This window comes from Brevibacillus brevis NBRC 100599 (assembly GCF_000010165.1).
Taxonomy (GTDB): Bacteria; Bacillota; Bacilli; order Brevibacillales; family Brevibacillaceae; genus Brevibacillus; species Brevibacillus brevis_D.
The window spans coordinates 5674601-5694734 of the sequence record NC_012491.1 but is presented as its reverse complement, the minus strand read 5'-3'; the positions used below and the strand labels follow the sequence as shown (position 1 = coordinate 5694734).

Here is a 20134-nt window from a genome sequence, read left to right as displayed (position 1 = left end):
GCGAATGTTGCAAATATGTATACATAAAAGTTTGTCCTCCCACAAAAAGGGAGGGTATAGGGTGGAAACGATATTTCAAGAGGCAGCTACGACGATCCTCGAATTGTCAAAAGGGGTTGGAGTGGATATTGTCCAGTTTATTAAGCCAGACAAAGGTTTTTCAATCATAGAGTGGTGGGAAGAAGTTGTGTCGTGCATGACGCTGGCTGAATTAGAGGAATACATTGTTTCTGCTCCTCAAGGGTCAAGCAATAGTGATCTAGTGCCTATGCTCAAAAATATAGCTATCAAACAGCGTGATCTTCTTCGCCAAGAACAAGGAAAAGGAGTGGAGCTTTATGCATAATCCGAGCAATGTGTCGGTTGACGCCATTAAGCTACTCGGCTTGATGGATGAAGTGTGCGAAAAGCTGGGTTTGAGGTTGCGGGACTACACCACTCCAGAAGATTTGTTCGAAGCTGTGTTCAGTAGAACATCCATTAAGATTCTCAGAAAGCTGGATGAAAAGATGGGTGACGAATACTTGCAGGACGATTTGCTTGGTATCATGCATCGAGCAGTACGCGCACGTATCAGGAAGGTATCTCCTGAAACTGTAGAAAGCGGGCGATCTGCATGAGTAAGACAACAGCGCTTAGCCTATGTGAACGATATGCAGACATCTGCCGTAGAGCTGCAGACGGTGATCCATCTGCACGCGCAATCAAAATAATTACCGAGGCTGTTATAGAAGACAAAATTCACATCGATCAATTACGGATGATTAGCGATGTAAACAAGAAAGTCGGTCCAATAGCAGCATATGAACTGTTCTTAAAGTTTTATCAACAACCGCAACAAGAGGGGGCCACCGCGATTTGAGCATTTTCAGGGTAAGGAAGAACGACAATTTCGTTGTAATGGACAAAACAGCCTTGCATGATGATCGTTTGAGCTGGAAGGCAAAAGGCATTATCGCCTATATGTTGTCGCTGCCCGATGACTGGACATTCTTCGTAGAGGAGTTGGCTACTCACGCATCTGATGGTGAGGACAGTCTAAGAACGGGGCTAAAGGAATTAAAGCGGTTGGGTTATCTACATCGCTTCCCTGTAAAAGAAAACGGCAAGATCGTCAGATGGGAGACACATGTTTTTGAAACGCCACAAGAGGAGTTGCCAGAAGAGGTTAAACCACAACAGGAAAAACCAGAAGTGGAAAAACCAGATGTGGAGTTTCCAGATGTGGAAAATCCGACACTACTAAGTATTAATAATACTAAGTATTTATCTTTACTAAATAATAATGATAATGTCCCTTTTGCTGAAATCATTGAATACCTAAACCAAAAAGCAGGGACAAGCTATCGAGCGACCAGTAAAAAAACAAAGCAGCTTATTACTGCTCGATGGAACGAAGGATTCCGCCTAGATGACTTTATTCGAGTTATTGATAACAAGACGACTGAATGGCTGAACAATCCTGAATGGTCTAAATACCTCAGACCTGAGACGTTGTTTTCGCCTAAGTTTGAAGGATATCTGAATCAAAAGGCTTTTGGCAAAGGAGGCGGAGCAATTGGAACCAATTCGGCAGTCCTTACACCAAGTCGTGAAGAATTGTATCGAAAAGCAGGGATCAAGTGAGCGGAACTGCCCCCATTGCGGAAAGGTTTTAAAACCAATAGAGCTATTTTCCGAGGTAATCGGAAAGTTTCAGGTAACTCCAGTATGCAAGTGTGAAGCGGAGCGGGAAATGGCCGACATCAAACGTTTTGAGAGAGCCAAGCGCAACGGAGAAATACACGAATATAGCGATGATGACCAAATGGTTATAGGGGCTACTTTAACGGAATATGAGACGGAAACTGGAACCATCCGTGGCTTTCAGGTGATCCAGGACTTTACTCGCGGCATCGAGGAGTGGGGAGCCAAAGGAATATACCTATTTGGAGAAAACGGACTCGGAAAGAGCCATCTGCTGTCGGCGGCGACGAAAGAATTGCGAAATCATGGTATCAGTGTCGTGTATACGACAGCCAAACTCTTGATTGCTCATACTCGCAAACCGATCGGCAAATGGGATTACCTAAACGCCTACAGAGCTGCAGATGTTTTGATCATCGACGAGCTGGGCGCAGAGATTCCGGCGGATTGGGAAATGGGGGAATTGTTCACAGTGTTAAACGGTAGACAGAACAGAAGCCCCATATTGTACGGTTCAAACTTTACGGTCAAGGAGCTGGAGTCAAGGTTTAACGAACGCCAAAAAGGATGGGGTACCCGCTTGATGGAGCGCATTATTGAGTCCAGCGTTTTGGAAGAGTTGACCGGAGACAGTCGCCGCTTTGACTTGCACATTGAAAACACGGAGCAACTAAACAGGAGATTGATGAAGCATGATTGATATTCAGGAGATGCCCCACAGCGAAGAAGCGGAGAAAGCGGTACTCGGGGCGATCTTCTGTAAGCCCCCAGTTATTACAAAAGTCATCGATGAGCTAACAGCTATGGATTTCTACCGGACACGACATCAAATCCTCTATCAAGGCATGGCTGACTTGTATGAGAAAGGCGATCCGATTGACCTGGTAACGATAACAAGTCATTTACAAGAAAAGAAGGCGCTCGATAACGTGGGGGGCGTCCCGTACATTACAGAATTGGTTAGCTATACACCGACGGCAGAGAACATCGACTACTATGCAGGGATCGTTTTACACAAGGCCCGGCGCAGAAAGCTTATTGAAATCAACTACCAAGTGTACAAGGACAGTCTCAACAATGAAAATGTCGATGAAGTGCTTGCTCAGTCCGAGAAACTGGCTGCTGAGATTCGGGAACGTGGTAAAAAGCGGTCTGTACGACCAATCAGGGAAGTTGCGCTCGAGGCATACGAAGAAATTGACAGAACGTTTCAGCAGCGCGGGAGGACGATTGGGGTGACGTCTGGATATCCTGATTTGGACAAAATGACAAGCGGATTTCATAAGCAAGATTTGATCATTCTGGCGGCTCGACCATCCATCGGAAAAACAGCTCTGGCGCTAAATATCGCACAGAACGCCTCGAAGAGTATAAGCGAACCAATCATGATCTTCTCATTGGAAATGAGTGCTGGGAAACTTGTGACACGAATGGTGTGTGCGGAAGGCAATATTGACGCCTCAAAGCTACGAAGCGGTTGGCTGGAAGGGGATGACTGGATTCGTTTGACACACGCCTTGGGCATCGTTTCCAAGACCAACATCTATATAGACGATACGCCTGAGATCGCACTTGGAGAGCTTCGGTCAAAATGCCGGAGTATGAAGCAGCAAGAAGGGCTTGGCTTGGTCATCATTGACTACCTAACGAAAATTAGGATGGACAAGCCAGGGCGAAGCAGAGAGCAGGAAGTGTCTGAGATAGCCCGGACACTCAAAAGCATGGCTCGTGAGTTGGAAGTCCCTGTGATCGCGCTCTCTCAGCTCAGTCGCGGTGTAGAACAGCGACAGGATAAGCGGCCGATGATGAGTGACTTACGTGAGTCAGGTCAAATTGAGCAAGAAGCAGATTTGGTCGCCTTTCTCTATCGTGATGATTACTACGATAAAGCAACGGAAAACAAGAACATCTTGGAGGTCATCATTGCGAAACAACGGAACGGACCTATTGGAACGGTGGAGCTGGCATTCCTCAAGGAGTTCAATAAGTTCGTGAGTCTCGATCATCGTTTTGGTAAGCAACAAACAATTGACGATGAACCAGAGGAGCGGGATACGCAATGGCGGCAATGAGAAAGATTGTTTTGAAATGAGTTACCTATTTCATTGGATGCCTGGTTGTAAAATTCTCGGGTTTTAGGCGAATTGGTTGTAATGACCTTTGTCAATATCCACTTAAATTATTCCAAAAATTATTCCGAGGAGGGAAATCCGTTGGACAAGCTCGTTTTCATCGGGAATGGAAAAGCAGTAACAGATAGCCTGTTAGTTGCTGAAAAGTTCGGGAAAGGACACGACAACGTATTACGAGATATACGAAACCTCGATTGCAGCAGTGAATTCCGACTCCTCAATTTTGAGGAGTCAATCTATACGAATGAAAGAGGGCGAGTTTATCCGAAGGTAGATATGACTCGAGACGGGTTTACCTTCTTGGTTATGGGTTATACCGGAAAGGATGCCGGACGATTTAAAGAGGACTATATAAAAGCCTTTAATTTGTTGGAGCAAACAATTTCCCAACAAACACAACCGCAATTGACAACGATGGAAATGGTTGCTTATCTGGCGAATCAGGCGGTCCAGAAAGAAAAGGAGGATGCCCGGCGCGATCAGGAACTAAAGGCGCTAAAGAGCGGCTTTGAAACAATTACAGACAATCTGACGGCTGTGCCGGACGCTGCCAAGGTAGTCGATTTAATTAACGAATACTCTCGCTGGACTAGAATGGGGCACAACGAAATATACAACCGTATCTATGACACGATGAAGGATCAACATGGCATTAACGTCTTAGAGCGGGTGCAGCGGGAGCGAGACAAGATTAATGCCGAACGAATCAAAAGTAACGGCCGGTCATATGCCGAATCAACACTCAAAAAAATGGTCAATGGGATCGATGTCATGGTGCGAATGGGAGTGCTAGACAAGTTTCACTCTATTCTCGTCGGAATGTTAGCTAAAGCAAAAAGTGAACGAATTTTTAACTAAACCACTAAAGGAGCGGATTTATATGACAACCATTCAGATGATTAATTCAAACGCTGGAGAAGCAATGCACCTTTTCGAAGTGATGAAGAAGTATGGAGCAACATGCAGCCTTGAATTTAACAAGGGTATCGGAAATGATCCGTTTATTGGTATCTCCGGGGTAAACGTCGATGTTGAATACCTAGAGGGTGACGTGGCAGTTGAGGGAGATACTCTGATTGTAAAGTTGGGGGAAACAGATTTTGCTTTCGGTTTGAGAGATCATTCATTTAGCAAATTTATTTCTAGCTCCCAAATCACTGTGGCTGTTATGGCAAATGACACCGATTATACTGCTTGGTTCAATAGTAGCGTTATTACTCCAGAAGGAATCGAAGAAGCAAGTAACTACGATGCCACCATTGGCGATAACGATATGAGTGATCCTATTTTCACCTTAGAAGAACAAGAGCTGATCTGCTTTTTAAGAAACCTTGATTTTGACACCGTGTTAGATGCTATATCGGGAATCCATCGCACGGCGGATCAAAGCAAGAATAAAGCGGCAATGCATTCACGAGTTGGAAGGACTCAAACAGCTAACGCATTCGATAAACAGGTTGCCAACCTGGAGCAACTGGCCTACTTACTTGGGAAAGCAAACAAAGACTACAATGCACACGTTTTGCAAGTGGATTAATCTTCTTCACCCACAAACAAGGAGGGAAAAGCGATGCAATGTGCATTTTGTGATGAAGAGATCGTGGGGGACAAGCCAGAGTGGATATTGGTAAACAAGAAACCTTCTGTCGATCATTTTTGTACCTTGGGATGCTTGTCAGGCCATGTGGATGAAATGGCAATCGAGGCGGAAGAGAAAACCGGATTGATTAATTAAATTGATAACGTGTATCCAGTGGCGAGGATCGAATGCACCTGGATACACAAGAGAAATTGTGATTTTGTCCATGTAAACTTGTACCTTTCTCTCTTATAGGAGTTTGAATAAAGTATACAAACTTTCGAAAAAGGGGGAGTGAGCGATGAGAAAAAATATAAACAGCATTCGGGGCGGAGTTTCCGTTATAACTTGCACTAACCGACCACGTTTTTTTAATAACATCATCGCTAATTATAAGACCCAGTTGTATCAGAAAAAAGAGCTGATAATTGTGATAAATAAAGATAGCATGAGCTTGGCAAAATACCGCCAAAAAGTACGGGGCTATAAAAACATTTCTGTCTACAAAGTTCCAGAAAGGGTCTCTTTGGGCAGATGCTTGAATTATGCGATCAGCAAAACGAAATACCCATTCATCGCAAAGTTTGATGATGACGATTACTACTCACCACATTATTTAAAGCAGCAAATGAATGATCTTCATCGTACAGGAGCTGATATGGTTGGGAAAAGAGCATTTATGACTTATCTCCAATCAAGAAAGCTATTAATTTTACGTTACCCTAAACAGCACAATAAGTTCGTGAGGGCGCTTGCAGGGGGAACTATATTATTTAGAAAACGTGTATGTAACCGCGTACGTTTTGCTAACATTTCGCTTGGGGAAGATGCGAAATTTATAAGGGCCTGTCTGGCAAGAGGCTATAAAATTTACGCTTCTCATCCTCGTAATTACATTGCAGTTCGTAGAACGAACAAAAAGAGTCACACTTGGAAAGCCGGAGACAGTTATTTAATGTCGGGAAGTCGGGTTCTGGCGAGGTCGATTCGTTTGCGTATACTCGCTTCTCGAAAATTGATCTAACGTGAAGCGGATGAACAAGAATTGGAATTTAACATAATATTTCACAAGAAAAGGGTAGGCGGTGTAGGTGAACGATAAACTGATCGAACGTGTTTGCGAAAAATGTCCCGCTACTCAATGGGGCAAGAAATCGATCTGTAGTGTCCATAACCTCCACGTTGGTAAAATCGAAACCTGCCCGGAGTGGGACAATTACATCATAGAGAATCAAGGGTTAATGGATCGGAGCGGGCAGCTCGCCTTTATTAATCTTGAGCCAGCTCTTGAAGTAGTCACGAAAGTCGAGGAAGAAATCAAGGGATTTAATTGGATGGTCAAAGAGGTAGAACGTCTGAGGAAGGAAATCGACAGGGCGATATCTTCGAATCCGATGATACAAGAGAAATTAGTCGCTACCTATGGTGATGCAGCAGGTATGCCGAGCGGGAAAGGATTGCGCCTCTCTAGCCTGACCATTTCGGAAGAACGATACGAAAAGCAAATCCAGCGAATGAAAAACCTTGAAGACAAAGTGCGGAAGATAAACGAGTTTGCATTAAACCTCCAGGATGATAAATACAGAACAGTCATGGAATGCATGATGGACGGAATGCGTATGAACAGCATTGCCAGACACGTAGGTGTATCCCGACAACGATTAAACGAGATCAAGCGGGACATTGTGAAACGAATGGCAAGGGAGCTATACAGTGACGAATTGTTAGGCTCCTGACAGGTTGACATATCTGACACATCTGACGCTTTTGACGTTTTTTGCAAATAAATCGGAAACCGCTCTATACTAAGTGTACGCACGATGAATAAGCCGCTCAGGGGAATATACCTGGGCGGTTTTGTTTTGGTCTGACAAATTAGAAAGGGGGAAGAGCATTGAGCCAGTCGGTATACAAGTCACGGCGTTGGAAGCGGAAGCGGGAAGCTATCTTACGAAGAGATAAATACATGTGTCAGGAGAGTAAGCGGTACGGTAAGACTGAACCTGCTACTACTGTGCATCATATTTACCCGTTGGAGTTTTACCCTGAACTAGCGTTCGTGGACTGGAACCTTATTTCTCTCAGTGACAAGCAGCACAATGCTATGCATGACAGGGTGACTCACGAGCTAACAGCATTAGGACAAGCTTGGCAGGAAAGAGTTCGTTCAAAGTTTGAAAAAAAAAATCCCCCCACTTTTTAAAATTTTAAATTTTTTTTCGGTGGACCGACTCGGCCAGCCATTTCCAATAGCGCGAGTTCTGGGAAAATTTTTTTCGGGAGGTGATGGCGGTGACTAAAGTGACGAAAGCGGCGGTGAAACGCACGACCATTCGTGATATGAAAAGCTTGGGAACGTACAAAAAAGAGTACGATCGGATCATCGAAATTTATGCAGAACTGGTGGAGCAATACGCTATTTTGAATGAGCGCTTTGCTTCGGAGGGGTACCAATACGAAGTTTCAACAGCAGATGGTAGTACGAAAAAAGCGCCTATCGTCGCTACACTCGAATCCCTCCGAAAAGATATTTTGGCGTACACGGATCGCTTGTGCTTGAATCCGAAAACCATCGACGGAATCAAGATTGAGAAGAAAAAGACGTCCGCGCTGGCTGCAGCGCTAAGTGGACTTGAGTGAGGCAAAGAACCTTGACGTTGTGATGGAGTACGCCAAGAGCATCGTCGAGGGTAGGAAGATCGCTGGCAGAGAGTTAGTTCAAGCGTGCCGACGATTCCTTAGAGACTTAAAAAAACCGGAGTATGATTTTCGCACGAAAGACGCGGAGTTCGTTATCGGCATTATCGAGCGAACCTTTGTTCATGATAAGGGCGAAGCACTGGACGGTACGCCATTACGTGGGAAGCCGTTTCTCCTTGAACCGTGGCAAAAATTTATCATTTACAACCTGCTTGGATTTTTCAAAGCAGGCACTGAGGAACGCCGATACAAAGAGGCGTTTATTTTTATTCCTCGGAAAAACGGTAAGACTCGGCTCGTTGCCGCGCTTGCTTGGGCGCTTGCGTTGCTTAGTCGAAGATCAGGGGCGACTATCTACATCACGGCCCACGCTTTGAAGCAGTCGAAACAGGCATTCGAGTTCATCCTATTCAACATCAAGAGGATGGGGGAAGAAGAAAGCTTCCGCATCCTGAACAATAACCAGGAACACAGCATCACTGGCGAAATGGGCGACGGCTCAATCTACATTGAAGCCTTGGCAGCAAACCCGGATCGTCAGGATTCGCTGAACTGTAACATTGCCATTGCGGACGAGTTGCACGCCTACACAAAGCCAAAGCAATACAACATCATCAAAGAAGCTATGAAGGCATTTACAAACAAGTTGATGATCGGGATTACGACTGCTGGCGATGATATGAGCAGCTTTTGCTACCAGCGGCTCCAGTATTGCAAAAAAATCCTTGATGGCACAGCCCCTGATGAGGCTTATTTTGTGTTCATCGCCAAAGCTGACCAGGATGAGCGCGGGAATGTAGATTACACGGAACCAGTACAGCATGAAAAAGCGAATCCGAACTACGGTGTGACGATCCGGCCGGAAGATATCCTCAATGACGCACTGCAAGCACAGAACGATCCGCAGCAACGTAAGGATTTTCTGGCGAAATCGCTCAATATTTACACTTCCGCGATGCTTGCCTACTTCGATATCCACGAGTTCCGTGCTAGTGACCGCGAACACAAGTGGACTCTTAAAGAGTTGACCAGTCTGCCGATCATTTGGTATGGCGGAGCGGACATGGCGAAGATGCATGACCTTACCGCAGCAGCGTTGTATGGAGAATACCAAGATATCGCTGTTGTCATCACGCACGCGTGGTTCCCTATTGTCGCGGCGGCGGCGAAGGCGGACGAGGACGGCATCCCACTGTTTGGTTGGCAAGATGATGGATGGTTGACGATGACGAACACGCCCGTTACAAACCATGCAGAAGTGGTCAATTGGTTCGTGGAAATGCGACGGAGCGGGTTCAAAATCAAGCAAATCGGATTTGACCGAAAGTTTTCCGCTGAGTTCTTTCGAGACGCAAAAAATGCAGGTTTTAGGCTGATAGATGAACCGCAATTTTTTTGGCGCAAGTCGCAAGGATTCCGCCGAATTGAACAAAAAGCCAAGTCTGGCAAACTGTATTACCTGCATAGTGAAGCGTACGAATACTGTGTGCAAAACGTAAGGGGCGTAGAGAAGACAGACGACATGATCCAGTATGAAAAAGTCGATGAGAAGAAGCGTATCGACCTTTTTGATGCGTCTGTTTTTGCGTGCGTGCGGTTCATTGAGGATACGGACAAAGGCAAGTCCACCAACGAATGGCTAAAAGGAGGTGAGTAGGTATCATGGGCAAAAGACGGAACCGAACTGGTCCACAATCAAGGTCGGAATCTCAGTCTCCAGTGGGAATTTTCATGGCTGGTGGGGATACATCGATCCTTGTACCGGACGGCTATGTGCGGCTATCAGATAATCCCGAGGTACGAATGGCCATTGGTCGCATTGCGGACCTGATCAGCAGCATGACTGTTCATTTGATGCAGAATGTCGAAGATGGGGATATCCGTGTACGAAATGCCCTGGCGCGTAAAATCGATATCGACCCTTACAGCCCCATGACGCGTAAGGATTGGATGTATTTCATAGTACATACGATGCTGCTGGAGGGAGACGGGAATTGCATCGTGTTCCCAACAACGCGTGACGGGTTAATTGATGAGTTGATTCCGTTGCCATCAAGTATAGTTGGGTTCCCGTCATCGACTCAGAACAGCCTTGGACTAGTGACGGGCTATCAGGTAACGATTCAGGGGCGTATATATGAACACGATGAGGTCCTGCACTTCAAGATCAACCCCGACCCCGAAAGACCTTGGATTGGCCGTGGCTATCGTCTAATCTTGCGGGATGTTATTGGCAATCTAAAACAAGCAGCAGCAACAAAGAAAGCTTTCATGGGGGATAAGTGGCGACCTTCCATCATCGTCAGTGTTGATGCGGATACTTCGCAGTTCACCAGTCAGGAAGAGCGCGACAAAATTATTGAGCGTTACATCGGTGATGGGAAGAGTGGCAAGCCATGGATCATTCCGGAATCGATCATCAAGATTGAACAGGTCCGACCACTCAGCTTGCAAGATATTGCCATTCATGAATCAGTCCAAATCGATAAAAGGACGGTAGCCGCGATGCTGGGCGTACCGCCTTTTTTTGTTGGTGTTGGTGACTTCAAAAAGGATGAGTACAACGCCTTTATCCAGACTCGAATCCTGCCATTAGCGAAAGGAATTGAGCAAGAACTTACGCGCAAATTGCTTTTCGCTTCAGATTTATACTTCAAGTTTAATCCGAGGTCGCTTTACGCCTACGACACGAAGGAACTTGCAGAGGTGGGTAGCAATCTCTACGTCCGTGGCTTGATGTTAGGCAACGAGGTCCGGGATTGGTTGGGCCAATCGCCTCTCGAGGGCCTGAACGAGCGGGTCATCCTGGAAAACTACATTCCTGCTGGCATGATTGGCGATCAGAAGAAATTGAATCAAGGGGGTGATGATGGATGAGTAGGGAATTGAAGCAAACTCGTAGCTTGCTTACAGAACTCAAGACGCGGGCAGAACCGGATAGTCAAGAAATGATCATCGAAGGCTATTTTGCCGTATTCAATCGCCAAACGGAGTTATGGCCGGGAGCATTCGAGGAAATCGAGCCAGGGGCTTTCGATAAAACACTCGGAAATGACATTCGAGCACTTATTAACCATGACACGATGTTTGTCCTAGGACGAAATAAGTCAGGGACACTGGAACTCAGGGTAGACAGCCATGGGCTATGGGGCCGAGTCAAGATCAACCCGAACGACAGTGATGCCGTGAACCTATACGAGCGTGTGAAGCGTGGCGACGTGGACCAGTGTAGCTTTGGCTTCAACATTGTACGAGAGGAAGCGGACTGGCGGGATGACGGAACGGTGAAGTGGACAATCAAAGAGATCGATCTTCATGAAGTTTCCGTTTGTACATTTCCGGCTTATGAGGATACTGGCGTGCAGGCACGAAAGGCAGAGGTCACACAACATCGAGAACGGCAGATGCAGCAGCGCAAACACCAATTGAAAGAGAGGTTGAAAAGGACATGGCTCTTAGACAACTGATGCTGGGTAAAAAGATCGAACAGCGGAAGGCGGCACTGACCGAATTGCTTTCACAGGAAGAAGCCTTTAATACGCGGTCCGCTGAGCTGGAGGTTGCAATTGATGAGGCGAACACAGACGAGGAGATCGCAGCAGTGGAAGAAGAGGTAGGCAAACTGGATGCCGAGAAGGCAGACCTAGCTGAAAAGAAATCAAAGCTGGAGGGCGAGATTGCTGAACTAGAAGGCGAGCTGGACCAGTTGAACAGCAAGGCACCGAGTAACGAATCTCGCAGCAAGCAGAATGACAATGAAAGAGGTGGAAAGGAAATGGGCAAAAGAGCAATCAATCAGGAATATTTCACACGAGAAGTAGAGGACTTTTACGGTGAGCTCCGTTCGCGTTTGCAATCCCGAGCCAACGGCAACGTTCTTCCTCCAGGTGAAGCAGGAGCCGAGCTGGTTATTCCGGATATTGTCGTTAACCGGATTCGCGATCGCATCGGTGATTTTACAACGCTTTATCCTTTGGTGGATAAAATCACAGCGGGTGGACGAGTCAAACTCATTCTTGATGTGGACACTGCCGAGGCTACATGGCTTGAACAACGGGGAGCATTGCCAGAAAATGATGATTCAGCTTTGACTGCCGTTCAGTTCGATGGTTTTAAGGTTGGGCGAGTTGTTTACATCGACAATTCACTGCTGGAAGACAGTATTATCAACCTTGACGATTATTTGACGAAGCGGATCGCACGTTCGATTGCAAAAGCCTTGGACAAGGCTATCTTGACTGGAACTGGTAATGCAGGTAAACAGCCAGAGGGAATTTTGCCAGCAATTCCGGCAGCAAACAAGAAGTCAGCTTCAGCTAAGTATCAGGAACTGGTTCCTCTACTTGGTTTAATTGACACGGGCGAGGATGCATCTGGAGAGATCGTTGCAGTCGTTCATCGCCAAACATACTACGCAAAATTGGCTGTCCTCTCCTTGCATGTAAATTCAGAAGGGAAAGACGTTGTGATGCTGCCTAACTTGTCTCAACCGAATTTCCTTGGTTTGCGAGTTGTGTTTAATAACTATTTGCCAAAGGATAAAATTCTATTTGGTGTGTTTGACAAGTACACCCTTATCGAACGTGAGGGTACACGTGTCGATATGTCAGCCCACTACAAATTCCGCGAGGACCAAACGGCGATTCGGGGCGTTGGTCGATATGACGGGAAACCTGTTAAACCGGAATCGTTCGTCCTTGTGGATATTGCCGCACCAACAAACCCGTAACAGCTTTCAGCAGCCCCGTGACGCAGCCTGACTTAGATGCTATGACCAAAAGCGAATTGCTACAGTTTGCTTCGGAACATGGCATTGAAGGCGTGTCGTCTACTATGCTGAAAGCTGAAATAATCACGGCCATCAAGGGGGCGTTGGGATGGACGTAGAAACAGCCGTAGGGCTTGTGAAAGAGCGTCTAGGCATTCGAACTGCTGTCCGCGATTCTTACCTCACAGCGATTGTCAAAGGTGTCATAACAGAGCTAGAAGATGAAAAAGGGGTGGTGCTGGTTGGAACCAACCCCAATCATCTTCTTTTTGTTTGTGACTATGCCACATGGCGATATCAGAGCCGGGATAGCAAAGAGGCCATGCCAAGACATCTCCAGTTCAGGCTCCACAACTTGATGATTCATGCTGGAGGGAGCAAATGACGTGGGATGAACTTGTAGAGCTGATTACCGTCTTGCAATCGAATGGTGCGACAGCCAGTGTTTCCGAAACAACCCGTAGCGTGTATGCCAATCAAAAGTCTGTGTCACGAACTGAGTTCTATCAGGCCATTGCTAATAACCTCAAGCCAACAGTGGTATTTGAGATCCATTCCTTTGAATACGAAAACGAGCAAAAGCTTAGACACAACGGAAAAGACTATCTGATCTTGAGGACATACAGCAAAGGAGATGAATTGATCGAACTGGTTTGCCAAGCCTATGACGATGTACAGACGAACTTGGCACGACTTCGAGACAAGATTGAAATTTGGAAAAACACATTCGTTGAGAATAGCATGTACGAGCTAATTCCAAAGCCAGAGCTTCTGTATTCCCTGCCTGCACAGGTCGAATTTAAAGGCGGTGCGGAGCGAAATGTCAGCAACACCATTGAGACATCGAACAATGCAACAGTCACGATTCAATATCGCCCAGGTATCACAGCGGATATGTTTGTGAAGATCGAGGGACAACGTTATGACATCCGTTTTATTGAGGACCCGTTCAACCGACATGAAACGCTTGTTTTACAGCTTGAAAGGGTGATTCCATGAGTAGGTTAACGCGAGCTCAGATAAACGGGGCGATCACGAATAAGATCAAGGCCGCATTCCCGAAGGTAAAAATCCACAGTACTGATGTAAAAGAGGGATTTTCCAGACCGTCATTTTTCACAATGCTGGAAACAGGGGTAAATGACTCGACTATGTTTTCCACCTATCGAGAGATGACATGTCGCATTCTCTTTTTCCCATCTGATCGTTACGTTTACAAGGAAGAAGCATATGACGTCCAAGACAAGTTGGATGTGTTGTTTGGGCTCAATTTCGCAGTTGAAGATAGGACGATTACGATAAGCAATGCAAGGTCAAATATCATTGATGGCGTATTGCATTTCGATTTTGATTTCTCTTTTCACGACGATGCTTCAGAAGATCCAATGGATGATGATAATACAGCGAAAATGCAGGAGTTGAGCATAAGTCATGAGTAGCTTTGACGTTGATTGGACAGGTCTGGATGACTTTCTCAGCAATATACGTGACCTGGAGCGTCACTTTCCCAACGAAGCCAAGCGCATGATGCGAAATGCTGGTGGGGTTGCGCGGAAGATGGTACTCAAAAGGGCCAAGCAATCTGTAGTTGAAGATACTGGCGAATACTTTGCGTCCATAAAACGGGGAAAAGCGTGGGTGGACCGGACTACAGGCGAGTATAAGATCAGAGCGTACAGTAAGAGCAGACACGCCCACCTGATCGAGCATGGCCACAGGATGGTAGGTCCTGAACCAAATAAACAAGAGGTTAGTTTCGTGCTCGGCTTTCATGTTTTTGACAAGGCGAGGCAAGAAATCAATCGAGTTTATCCATCTATATTGCAACAAGAATATCAGAAAATACTACAACGATTATAGGAGGTAGACGCCGTGGGGTTGCCAGAAATATCGATCATTTTTTCGTCACTGGCCGTTTCCGCTATTCAGCGAAGCCAGCGCGGTATCGTGTCACTCATACTGAAAGATGGGACAGGATCGTTTGATACGATAGAGTACAAGAATATTTCCGATGTAAAGCCCAGCGATTGGACTGCAAAAAACTTACAATACATCAAGGATGCCTTTTTAGGCGCACCGTCGAAAGTAATCGTGGAACGGATTGCTGCTGCCGCGACCGACTACAACGATGCACTTAACCGTCTGGCAAGCAAACGGTGGAACTATCTAGCTATTCCTGATATTGCAGCAGCGGATTCAACTACCATAGCCACACAGATAAAAACGTGGCGCGAAGTTAACAAAAAAACGTTTAAAGCAGTGCTGCCAAACGTTGCTGCCGATCACGAAGGCATCATTAATTTCACGACCGAGGGTATCAAAGTTGGTTCAAATACGTACACGGCTTCTCAATACACAGCCCGCATCGCTGGGATTCTAGCCGGGTTGCCACTGACTCGGAGTTCTACCTTTTTCGTATTGCCGGAAGTAGAGGCAATCACCGAAAGTGAAACTCCTGACGATGATATTGACAAAGGAAAGCTTATTCTGATCAATGATGGCGACAAAATAAAAATCGCCCGTGGAGTAAATTCCTTGACTACCCTTTCAACCGATAAAAAAGCGGATTTCAAAAAAATCAAGATCATTGAAGGTCACGATCTGGTCAAAGAGGACATTACACGCACCTTCAACGATGAATACGTCGGCAAAGTCAATAACAGTTACGATAACCAAGTGCTGTTTATCATCGCGACTAACTCATATCTTCGCGGGCTGAGAGGGACTATACTCGACCCTGCCGCAGACAATGCTGTTGGTGTCGATGTTGATTCACAGCGGCAAGCATGGGAAAGCATCGGGAAAGACACAAGCACCTGGGACGATCAAAAGGTCAAGGAGAGAACCTTTGAGTCAAAGGTGTTTCTGATGGGCGACAATGTGAAATTTGTGGATGCTGTAGAAGACCTGAAAATGAAAATCTCTGTTTAAGGAAGGAGGGTGACAGCATATGAAGAGGCCAGATGCAAGTCGTGTCATTAACGGAACATATGGACGTATATGGGTGGACGGCGAATTGTGGATGGAAGTAGACGAGTTTGAGGCAAAAATAACCATCGCATACGAAGAGCTCAATTTTGCGAATGAGCCTGGCACCTTTCAGAAAGGTCTTGGCTGGTCCGGGGAAGGCACTATGAAGATTAAGAAAATCTATTCTCGTGTACAACGGAAAATGGCGGCAAATGTGAGAAAAGGCATCTACCCGAGGTCTAGCATAGTAGGTAAAGTCGCTGATCCAGAAGCACACGGGGCTGAACGTGTTGCGCTATATGACACAACCTTTTCAGAGTTCATGCTGCTGAAATTTGCACAAAAAACAGTTGGCTCCGAAGACATCCCGTTTAGATTTAGCGATTATGAAATGTTAGATATGATTCCAGGTTAATACCTGATAAAAATGGAGGATAAAATGGGAAAAACACTTACTGTAAAAGATTTACTTTCGCGCAAAGACCAGATTAAAAACCGCCAGTTAAAAACACTCAAACTTTTTGTCGATTCGCTCGATGGGGAAATTATTATTCAAGAACCACCTAGAGAGATTGCCGTTGAAACGCTTGCGATGGCTCAAGATGACACGATGAAAGCCGATCAGTTTGCAGCGTACCATTGTGTTATCACACCCAATCTAAAAGACCCCGATTTACAGAAGGAGTACGGTTGTGTTGAGCCGACAGATATTGTTGAAATGCTTTTCCGCGCAGGTGAGATTGCAGCTATTAGCGGACATGCTCTAAAACTGTCTGGATTCGCAGGAAGCGTGCGAATGGTGGACGATGAAATAAAAAACTAATTAGTAGTGGTGACGAAGATTTCTATTTTCTCCACCACTACTTGCAAAAAGGATTCACGGCCGAATATCTGCTTAACGTCGATTTTGTAACCAAAAGGTTGATGTTACAGTCTATGGTCGTGGCACTGAAAGAACAGAGTATGTAGATAGGCGCACGCTTGTGCGCCTATTTGCGTTGAAAGCGGGTGGTGAAGTGTCAACAGGTAGTGTTAGCTTAATTTTGCGCCTCAGAGATGGAGTAACATCGATTCTGAACCGGATAGGATCGGGTACCGTCAGATACAGGCGAACACTTCAAGACTTGGAACGACAGGGTAAGCAGACGTGGGATTCGATTAAATCAGGCGCAAAAAATGCGGCTACCGTAGTTGGAATGGCAACAGCGGCTATGGGTACAGCGGCTATCGGATTAGGGATCAAGGCAAATGCAGGAGCAGAAACCGCGGAGAAATCTTTTGATATCCTCCTCGGATCAGCAGCAGCAGCAAAAAATATGGTTCTTGATTTGAAGAAGCTCGCAGCAATATCACCGTTTAACTTTGCCGGGCTCCAGGACGCCGCCAAAATCATGCTAGGCATGGGGTTTGCAGGCGAGGGATTAATCCCCATTATGTATACGCTGGGTGATGCAGTAGCCGCAACAGGAGGTACGGTTGACGAATTCAAGGGGATCGCCTTAGCTATTGGTCAAATCCAATCAAAAGGCAAGGTAAGTGCGGAAGAGATAAACCAATTGGCCGAACGCGGTGTACCAGCCTGGCGCATATTAGCACAAGAGATGGGCAAATCGACTGCTGAGGTCATGAAGATGAGCGAGAGAGGAGAATTGTTTGCGGAAAAGGCAATTCCCCTCTTGTTCAAGGGCTTACAAGGACGATTCAAGGGCTCCATGCAGGAAATGTCAAGCACCTTCACCTATACACTGGAGAACATCAAGGAAACAGGTACACAGATGCTAGCAGACCTGACCAAGCCTTTGTTCCTTTCAATTAGGGAAGATTTGTATGGCATCCAAGCACTCATGGAAAAAGGCACTGAGGCCAAATGGGCGGACGAGTTCTCTGGAAGGTTATTGAAGGTCTACGAGGGTACGAAAAAGATAGCCAAGAACGTGGTGGATTTCTCGTCCTATGTGATTGATAACTGGTCAAAGATCGAACCAATTGTATTCGGTGTTGCATCCGCCTATGGTGCGCTCCATATCGCGATGGGCGTCCTGACCATAAAACAACTAGCTTTAAATGCAGCCATGTACGCCAACCCTATAGGGCTCATCATATTGGGTGTGGGTGTACTGGTCGGGTATTCAATTTGGCTGTGGAACAAGTGGGATGAACTTGGAGAAAAAGGGAAATGGCTGGCGGCTGTACTTGGCGGTCCTTTTGGGGTCTTAATAGGCATATCCAAAGAAGTAGTGAATAACTGGGACGTTATCAAGGAAACTTTGTCATCAACTTGGGATTACATTGTGATTAGAACTGAGGAAGGCACAAACGTTGTGATAGGCACGGCGAACTACTTGATTAACGGATTTAACTTCGCATTCGAGGCGATCAAGTATGGAGCTGCTGTCATGTGGAATGGTCTAGTGACACTGACAGAAAATGGCGTAAGGGATATGCTTATCCCCTTGAATGCAATGCGAGAAATGGCAGGCATGGAAGCCATAGCTGTCAACTTCGGTGCGGTAAAATCATCTGCCGCAGCTCCAACTATGGGCGATACAGAGTATTTCTCGCCAGTTAAGTTCGCAGTAGAGAGGACAAAGCGAGACAAAAACTTTACAGGTATGCAAGACGACATAGCCAGCGCTCGGAAGGAACAACTGGACAAGCGCAAAGCGAGTAGCGAAAAAATGGAACGCGCATTGATGGCCAACACGAATGCGCTTGCTAATAACACCAAGGCAACAGACAAGAATACAAAGGCGACGTTACGCGATAATTTAAGTCCGATAGATTTAGCAGACAGCTTGCTGGGACGAATTGAGCGTCATATGTGGAGCACATAGGGGGTGTTGACTTGATCAATGTGTTCTTGTCGATTAACACCAATGCAGAGGTCTTGCAACTGCCCGTACCTCCATCTGAGTACAACGTACCGTCTCCTTGGGGTACGGAGCAGGTGGACGGGCTGCAACAGTCATTACTATTGATCGGGCTGGAAGGGCTTCAATCCGTCGATATCAAAAGCTTTTTCCCGATCCGAGACTATCCATTCTTGCAAAACCGTAGCATGTGGGGGATGGAGTATGTAAATACAATTAAGCGGTGGCGCAAGATGCGGATTCCGATACGGCTGGTCATCGTTGACTCGCAGGGGGTTCAATCGTTGAACATGGCGGTTGCTATTACGAATTTTGAGCATGGTGTAGGTCGTAGCGGCGATATTGACTATACCTTGCAGATGATAGAATTCCCATTTGTGAGCACGGCAAGGAGCTGACGTGATGTTTCAAGTTCTACTAATCAAAAACGACGGTCAGAAAAGCCACGACCTCACGCCCTTGGTGGGCAGTATCTCATGGGACTCGAATCTGTCTCTTATGTCCGCGATGAGTTTTGATGTGAACTGGTCGGATGCGAAATACTTCCCCGTCAATCCATGCGATCTTGGAGACGTTGTGTTGCTTCTCAAAGATGGTGAAGAAATAAACCGTGGTGTGGTCGTGAAAGAAGGGAGACAGGGACGTAGCGCGATTACATACACCGTATATGATTATGCCTGGTATCTTGGTAAGTCAAAGAGCGTGTATCAATTTAACAAAATCCCAGCATCACAAGCCATTACGAAGATTCTCAGTGATTTCGGTATGCTAATCGGCAATGTTCCGGACATGGCCACTCCAATCGACGACATTTTCTTGGAGAAAAGCCCAGCCGAAATTATTGAGACGATTTACAAGCTGCATGAACGACGGAGCGGTAAACGCTACAACGTCGAGATGCGGCAAGGAAAAATCTATTTCGAGGAAATGAAAGATTTGCTCATCAAAGGCACCTTCAAGCTGGCTGAGAACATCGCACCTGTGGACGTCATGGCAAACCCATTAGGTGCGGATCGCACGAGATCCATTGAGGAAATGCGAAACCGCGTGAAAATCCTTATCGAGCGAAACGAGAAAGAAAAGTCAAAGCCCAAGTATGAGATCGTGGCGATGTCCCAGGACGAGGAACTGATACGAAAATACGGTTTGCTAGAAGACGTGTATAAGATCGATGCAGAGGACGCGGCAAAGGCTCGGGAAGTCTCTCGAATTCTGTTGAAGCGCCTGGCACGAATCCATGAGACAAACAGTATCCAGCTATTGGGTGACGTTGCTTTTAAAGCAGGCCGTCTGCTCGATGTAACGGAGCCAGTCACTGGTATGCAAAATCGATTTATGATTACCAGCGCCAAGCATGAAGTAAGGAATCAAATTCATACGATGCAACTGGATTTGGCTTTACCCGAGGACGTTAAATAGGAGGCGATTA

General features: G+C 46.1%; 27 protein-coding genes. All 27 read left to right on the top strand.

All coding sequences use genetic code 11. The features are described from left to right. Positions 1–61 precede the first annotated feature (61 nt). The 27 genes from BBR47_RS26985 to BBR47_RS26860 all read left to right on the top strand — a co-directional run bounded on the left by BBR47_RS26985 (position 62) and on the right by BBR47_RS26860 (position 20124). Entirely contained in the window at positions 62–346 is a 285-nt protein-coding gene (locus tag BBR47_RS26985) for a hypothetical protein (protein WP_041749433.1), read from the top strand. Further along, complete coding sequence (locus tag BBR47_RS26980) at positions 339–620, top strand: hypothetical protein (RefSeq protein WP_015891199.1); 282 nt, start codon at positions 339–341, stop codon at positions 618–620. The genes BBR47_RS26985 and BBR47_RS26980 overlap by 8 nt, the downstream gene beginning before the upstream one ends. Then, positions 617–862 carry a hypothetical protein gene (locus BBR47_RS26975; protein ID WP_041749434.1) on the top strand — a complete coding sequence of 82 codons (246 nt, stop codon included), beginning with the start codon at positions 617–619 and terminating at the stop codon, positions 860–862. Before BBR47_RS26980 ends, BBR47_RS26975 begins: the two co-directional genes overlap by 4 nt. After that, positions 859–1626, top strand: a complete 768-nt coding sequence (locus tag BBR47_RS26970; protein WP_015891200.1) for a conserved phage C-terminal domain-containing protein — start codon at positions 859–861, stop codon at positions 1624–1626. The genes BBR47_RS26975 and BBR47_RS26970 overlap by 4 nt, the downstream gene beginning before the upstream one ends. A 109-nt stretch (positions 1627–1735) precedes the next feature. After that, a complete protein-coding gene (locus tag BBR47_RS26965; RefSeq protein ID WP_041749435.1) occupies positions 1736–2386 on the top strand; it encodes an ATP-binding protein in 651 nt (216 codons plus the stop codon). Further along, on the top strand, positions 2379–3758 hold the full coding sequence (gene dnaB / locus BBR47_RS26960; protein ID WP_015891202.1) for a replicative DNA helicase: 1380 nt from the start codon (positions 2379–2381) through the stop codon (positions 3756–3758). Before BBR47_RS26965 ends, dnaB begins: the two co-directional genes overlap by 8 nt. A gap of 141 nt (positions 3759–3899) precedes the next feature. Further along, positions 3900–4676, top strand: a complete 777-nt coding sequence (locus BBR47_RS29860; protein ID WP_050763832.1) for a Rha family transcriptional regulator — start codon at positions 3900–3902, stop codon at positions 4674–4676. A gap of 22 nt (positions 4677–4698) precedes the next feature. Beyond that, positions 4699–5355: a hypothetical protein gene (locus BBR47_RS26950; RefSeq protein ID WP_015891204.1), complete on the top strand. Its 657-nt coding sequence runs from the start codon at positions 4699–4701 to the stop codon at positions 5353–5355. A 33-nt stretch (positions 5356–5388) separates the two neighbouring features. Further along, positions 5389–5553, top strand: a complete 165-nt coding sequence (locus BBR47_RS31420; protein WP_015891205.1) for a hypothetical protein — start codon at positions 5389–5391, stop codon at positions 5551–5553. Between the two features lie 145 nt (positions 5554–5698). Next, entirely contained in the window at positions 5699–6421 is a 723-nt protein-coding gene (locus BBR47_RS26945; protein WP_015891206.1) for a glycosyltransferase, read from the top strand. 67 nt (positions 6422–6488) lie between these two features. Beyond that, a complete protein-coding gene (locus BBR47_RS26940; protein ID WP_015891207.1) occupies positions 6489–7133 on the top strand; it encodes a hypothetical protein in 645 nt (214 codons plus the stop codon). A 550-nt stretch (positions 7134–7683) separates the two neighbouring features. After that, positions 7684–8037 carry a P27 family phage terminase small subunit gene (locus BBR47_RS26930; protein ID WP_015891209.1) on the top strand — a complete coding sequence of 118 codons (354 nt, stop codon included), beginning with the start codon at positions 7684–7686 and terminating at the stop codon, positions 8035–8037. Positions 8038–8059: 22 nt separating this feature from the next. Beyond that, complete coding sequence (locus BBR47_RS26925; protein ID WP_419761090.1) at positions 8060–9754, top strand: terminase large subunit; 1695 nt, start codon at positions 8060–8062, stop codon at positions 9752–9754. Positions 9755–9759: 5 nt separating this feature from the next. Next, positions 9760–10974, top strand: a complete 1215-nt coding sequence (locus BBR47_RS26920) for a phage portal protein (RefSeq protein ID WP_015891211.1) — start codon at positions 9760–9762, stop codon at positions 10972–10974. Then, the gene (locus BBR47_RS26915) at positions 10971–11564 is read left to right on the top strand and encodes an HK97 family phage prohead protease (RefSeq protein ID WP_015891212.1); all 594 of its coding nucleotides are present in this window, start codon (positions 10971–10973) and stop codon (positions 11562–11564) included. The genes BBR47_RS26920 and BBR47_RS26915 overlap by 4 nt, the downstream gene beginning before the upstream one ends. After that, the gene (locus BBR47_RS26910; RefSeq protein WP_015891213.1) at positions 11546–12826 is read left to right on the top strand and encodes a phage major capsid protein; all 1281 of its coding nucleotides are present in this window, start codon (positions 11546–11548) and stop codon (positions 12824–12826) included. Before BBR47_RS26915 ends, BBR47_RS26910 begins: the two co-directional genes overlap by 19 nt. A 41-nt stretch (positions 12827–12867) precedes the next feature. After that, positions 12868–12984, top strand: a complete 117-nt coding sequence (locus BBR47_RS32045; protein WP_081437242.1) for a Rho termination factor N-terminal domain-containing protein — start codon at positions 12868–12870, stop codon at positions 12982–12984. Further along, a complete protein-coding gene (locus BBR47_RS26905; protein ID WP_015891214.1) occupies positions 12975–13250 on the top strand; it encodes a hypothetical protein in 276 nt (91 codons plus the stop codon). The genes BBR47_RS32045 and BBR47_RS26905 overlap by 10 nt, the downstream gene beginning before the upstream one ends. Continuing rightward, positions 13247–13864, top strand: a complete 618-nt coding sequence (locus BBR47_RS29855) for a phage head closure protein (protein ID WP_015891215.1) — start codon at positions 13247–13249, stop codon at positions 13862–13864. Before BBR47_RS26905 ends, BBR47_RS29855 begins: the two co-directional genes overlap by 4 nt. Beyond that, positions 13861–14304, top strand: a complete 444-nt coding sequence (locus BBR47_RS29850; RefSeq protein ID WP_015891216.1) for a phage tail terminator family protein — start codon at positions 13861–13863, stop codon at positions 14302–14304. Before BBR47_RS29855 ends, BBR47_RS29850 begins: the two co-directional genes overlap by 4 nt. Then, positions 14297–14725 (top strand): HK97 gp10 family phage protein, encoded by a 429-nt coding sequence (locus BBR47_RS26890; RefSeq protein ID WP_015891217.1) that lies wholly within the window; start codon positions 14297–14299, stop codon positions 14723–14725. Before BBR47_RS29850 ends, BBR47_RS26890 begins: the two co-directional genes overlap by 8 nt. 12 nt (positions 14726–14737) lie before the next feature. Next, positions 14738–15796 (top strand): phage tail sheath subtilisin-like domain-containing protein, encoded by a 1059-nt coding sequence (locus tag BBR47_RS26885; RefSeq protein WP_015891218.1) that lies wholly within the window; start codon positions 14738–14740, stop codon positions 15794–15796. A 19-nt stretch (positions 15797–15815) separates the two neighbouring features. Beyond that, positions 15816–16250: a phage tail tube protein gene (locus tag BBR47_RS26880; protein ID WP_015891219.1), complete on the top strand. Its 435-nt coding sequence runs from the start codon at positions 15816–15818 to the stop codon at positions 16248–16250. Positions 16251–16274: 24 nt separating this feature from the next. Beyond that, the gene (locus BBR47_RS26875; protein ID WP_015891220.1) at positions 16275–16658 is read left to right on the top strand and encodes a phage tail assembly chaperone; all 384 of its coding nucleotides are present in this window, start codon (positions 16275–16277) and stop codon (positions 16656–16658) included. A gap of 301 nt (positions 16659–16959) precedes the next feature. Continuing rightward, positions 16960–18669, top strand: a complete 1710-nt coding sequence (locus BBR47_RS26870) for a tape measure protein (protein WP_155801090.1) — start codon at positions 16960–16962, stop codon at positions 18667–18669. Between the two features lie 20 nt (positions 18670–18689). Continuing rightward, on the top strand, positions 18690–19103 hold the full coding sequence (locus BBR47_RS26865) for a hypothetical protein (RefSeq protein ID WP_015891222.1): 414 nt from the start codon (positions 18690–18692) through the stop codon (positions 19101–19103). 4 nt (positions 19104–19107) lie between these two features. Beyond that, positions 19108–20124 (top strand): XkdQ/YqbQ family protein, encoded by a 1017-nt coding sequence (locus BBR47_RS26860; RefSeq protein WP_015891223.1) that lies wholly within the window; start codon positions 19108–19110, stop codon positions 20122–20124. Positions 20125–20134 lie beyond the last annotated feature (10 nt).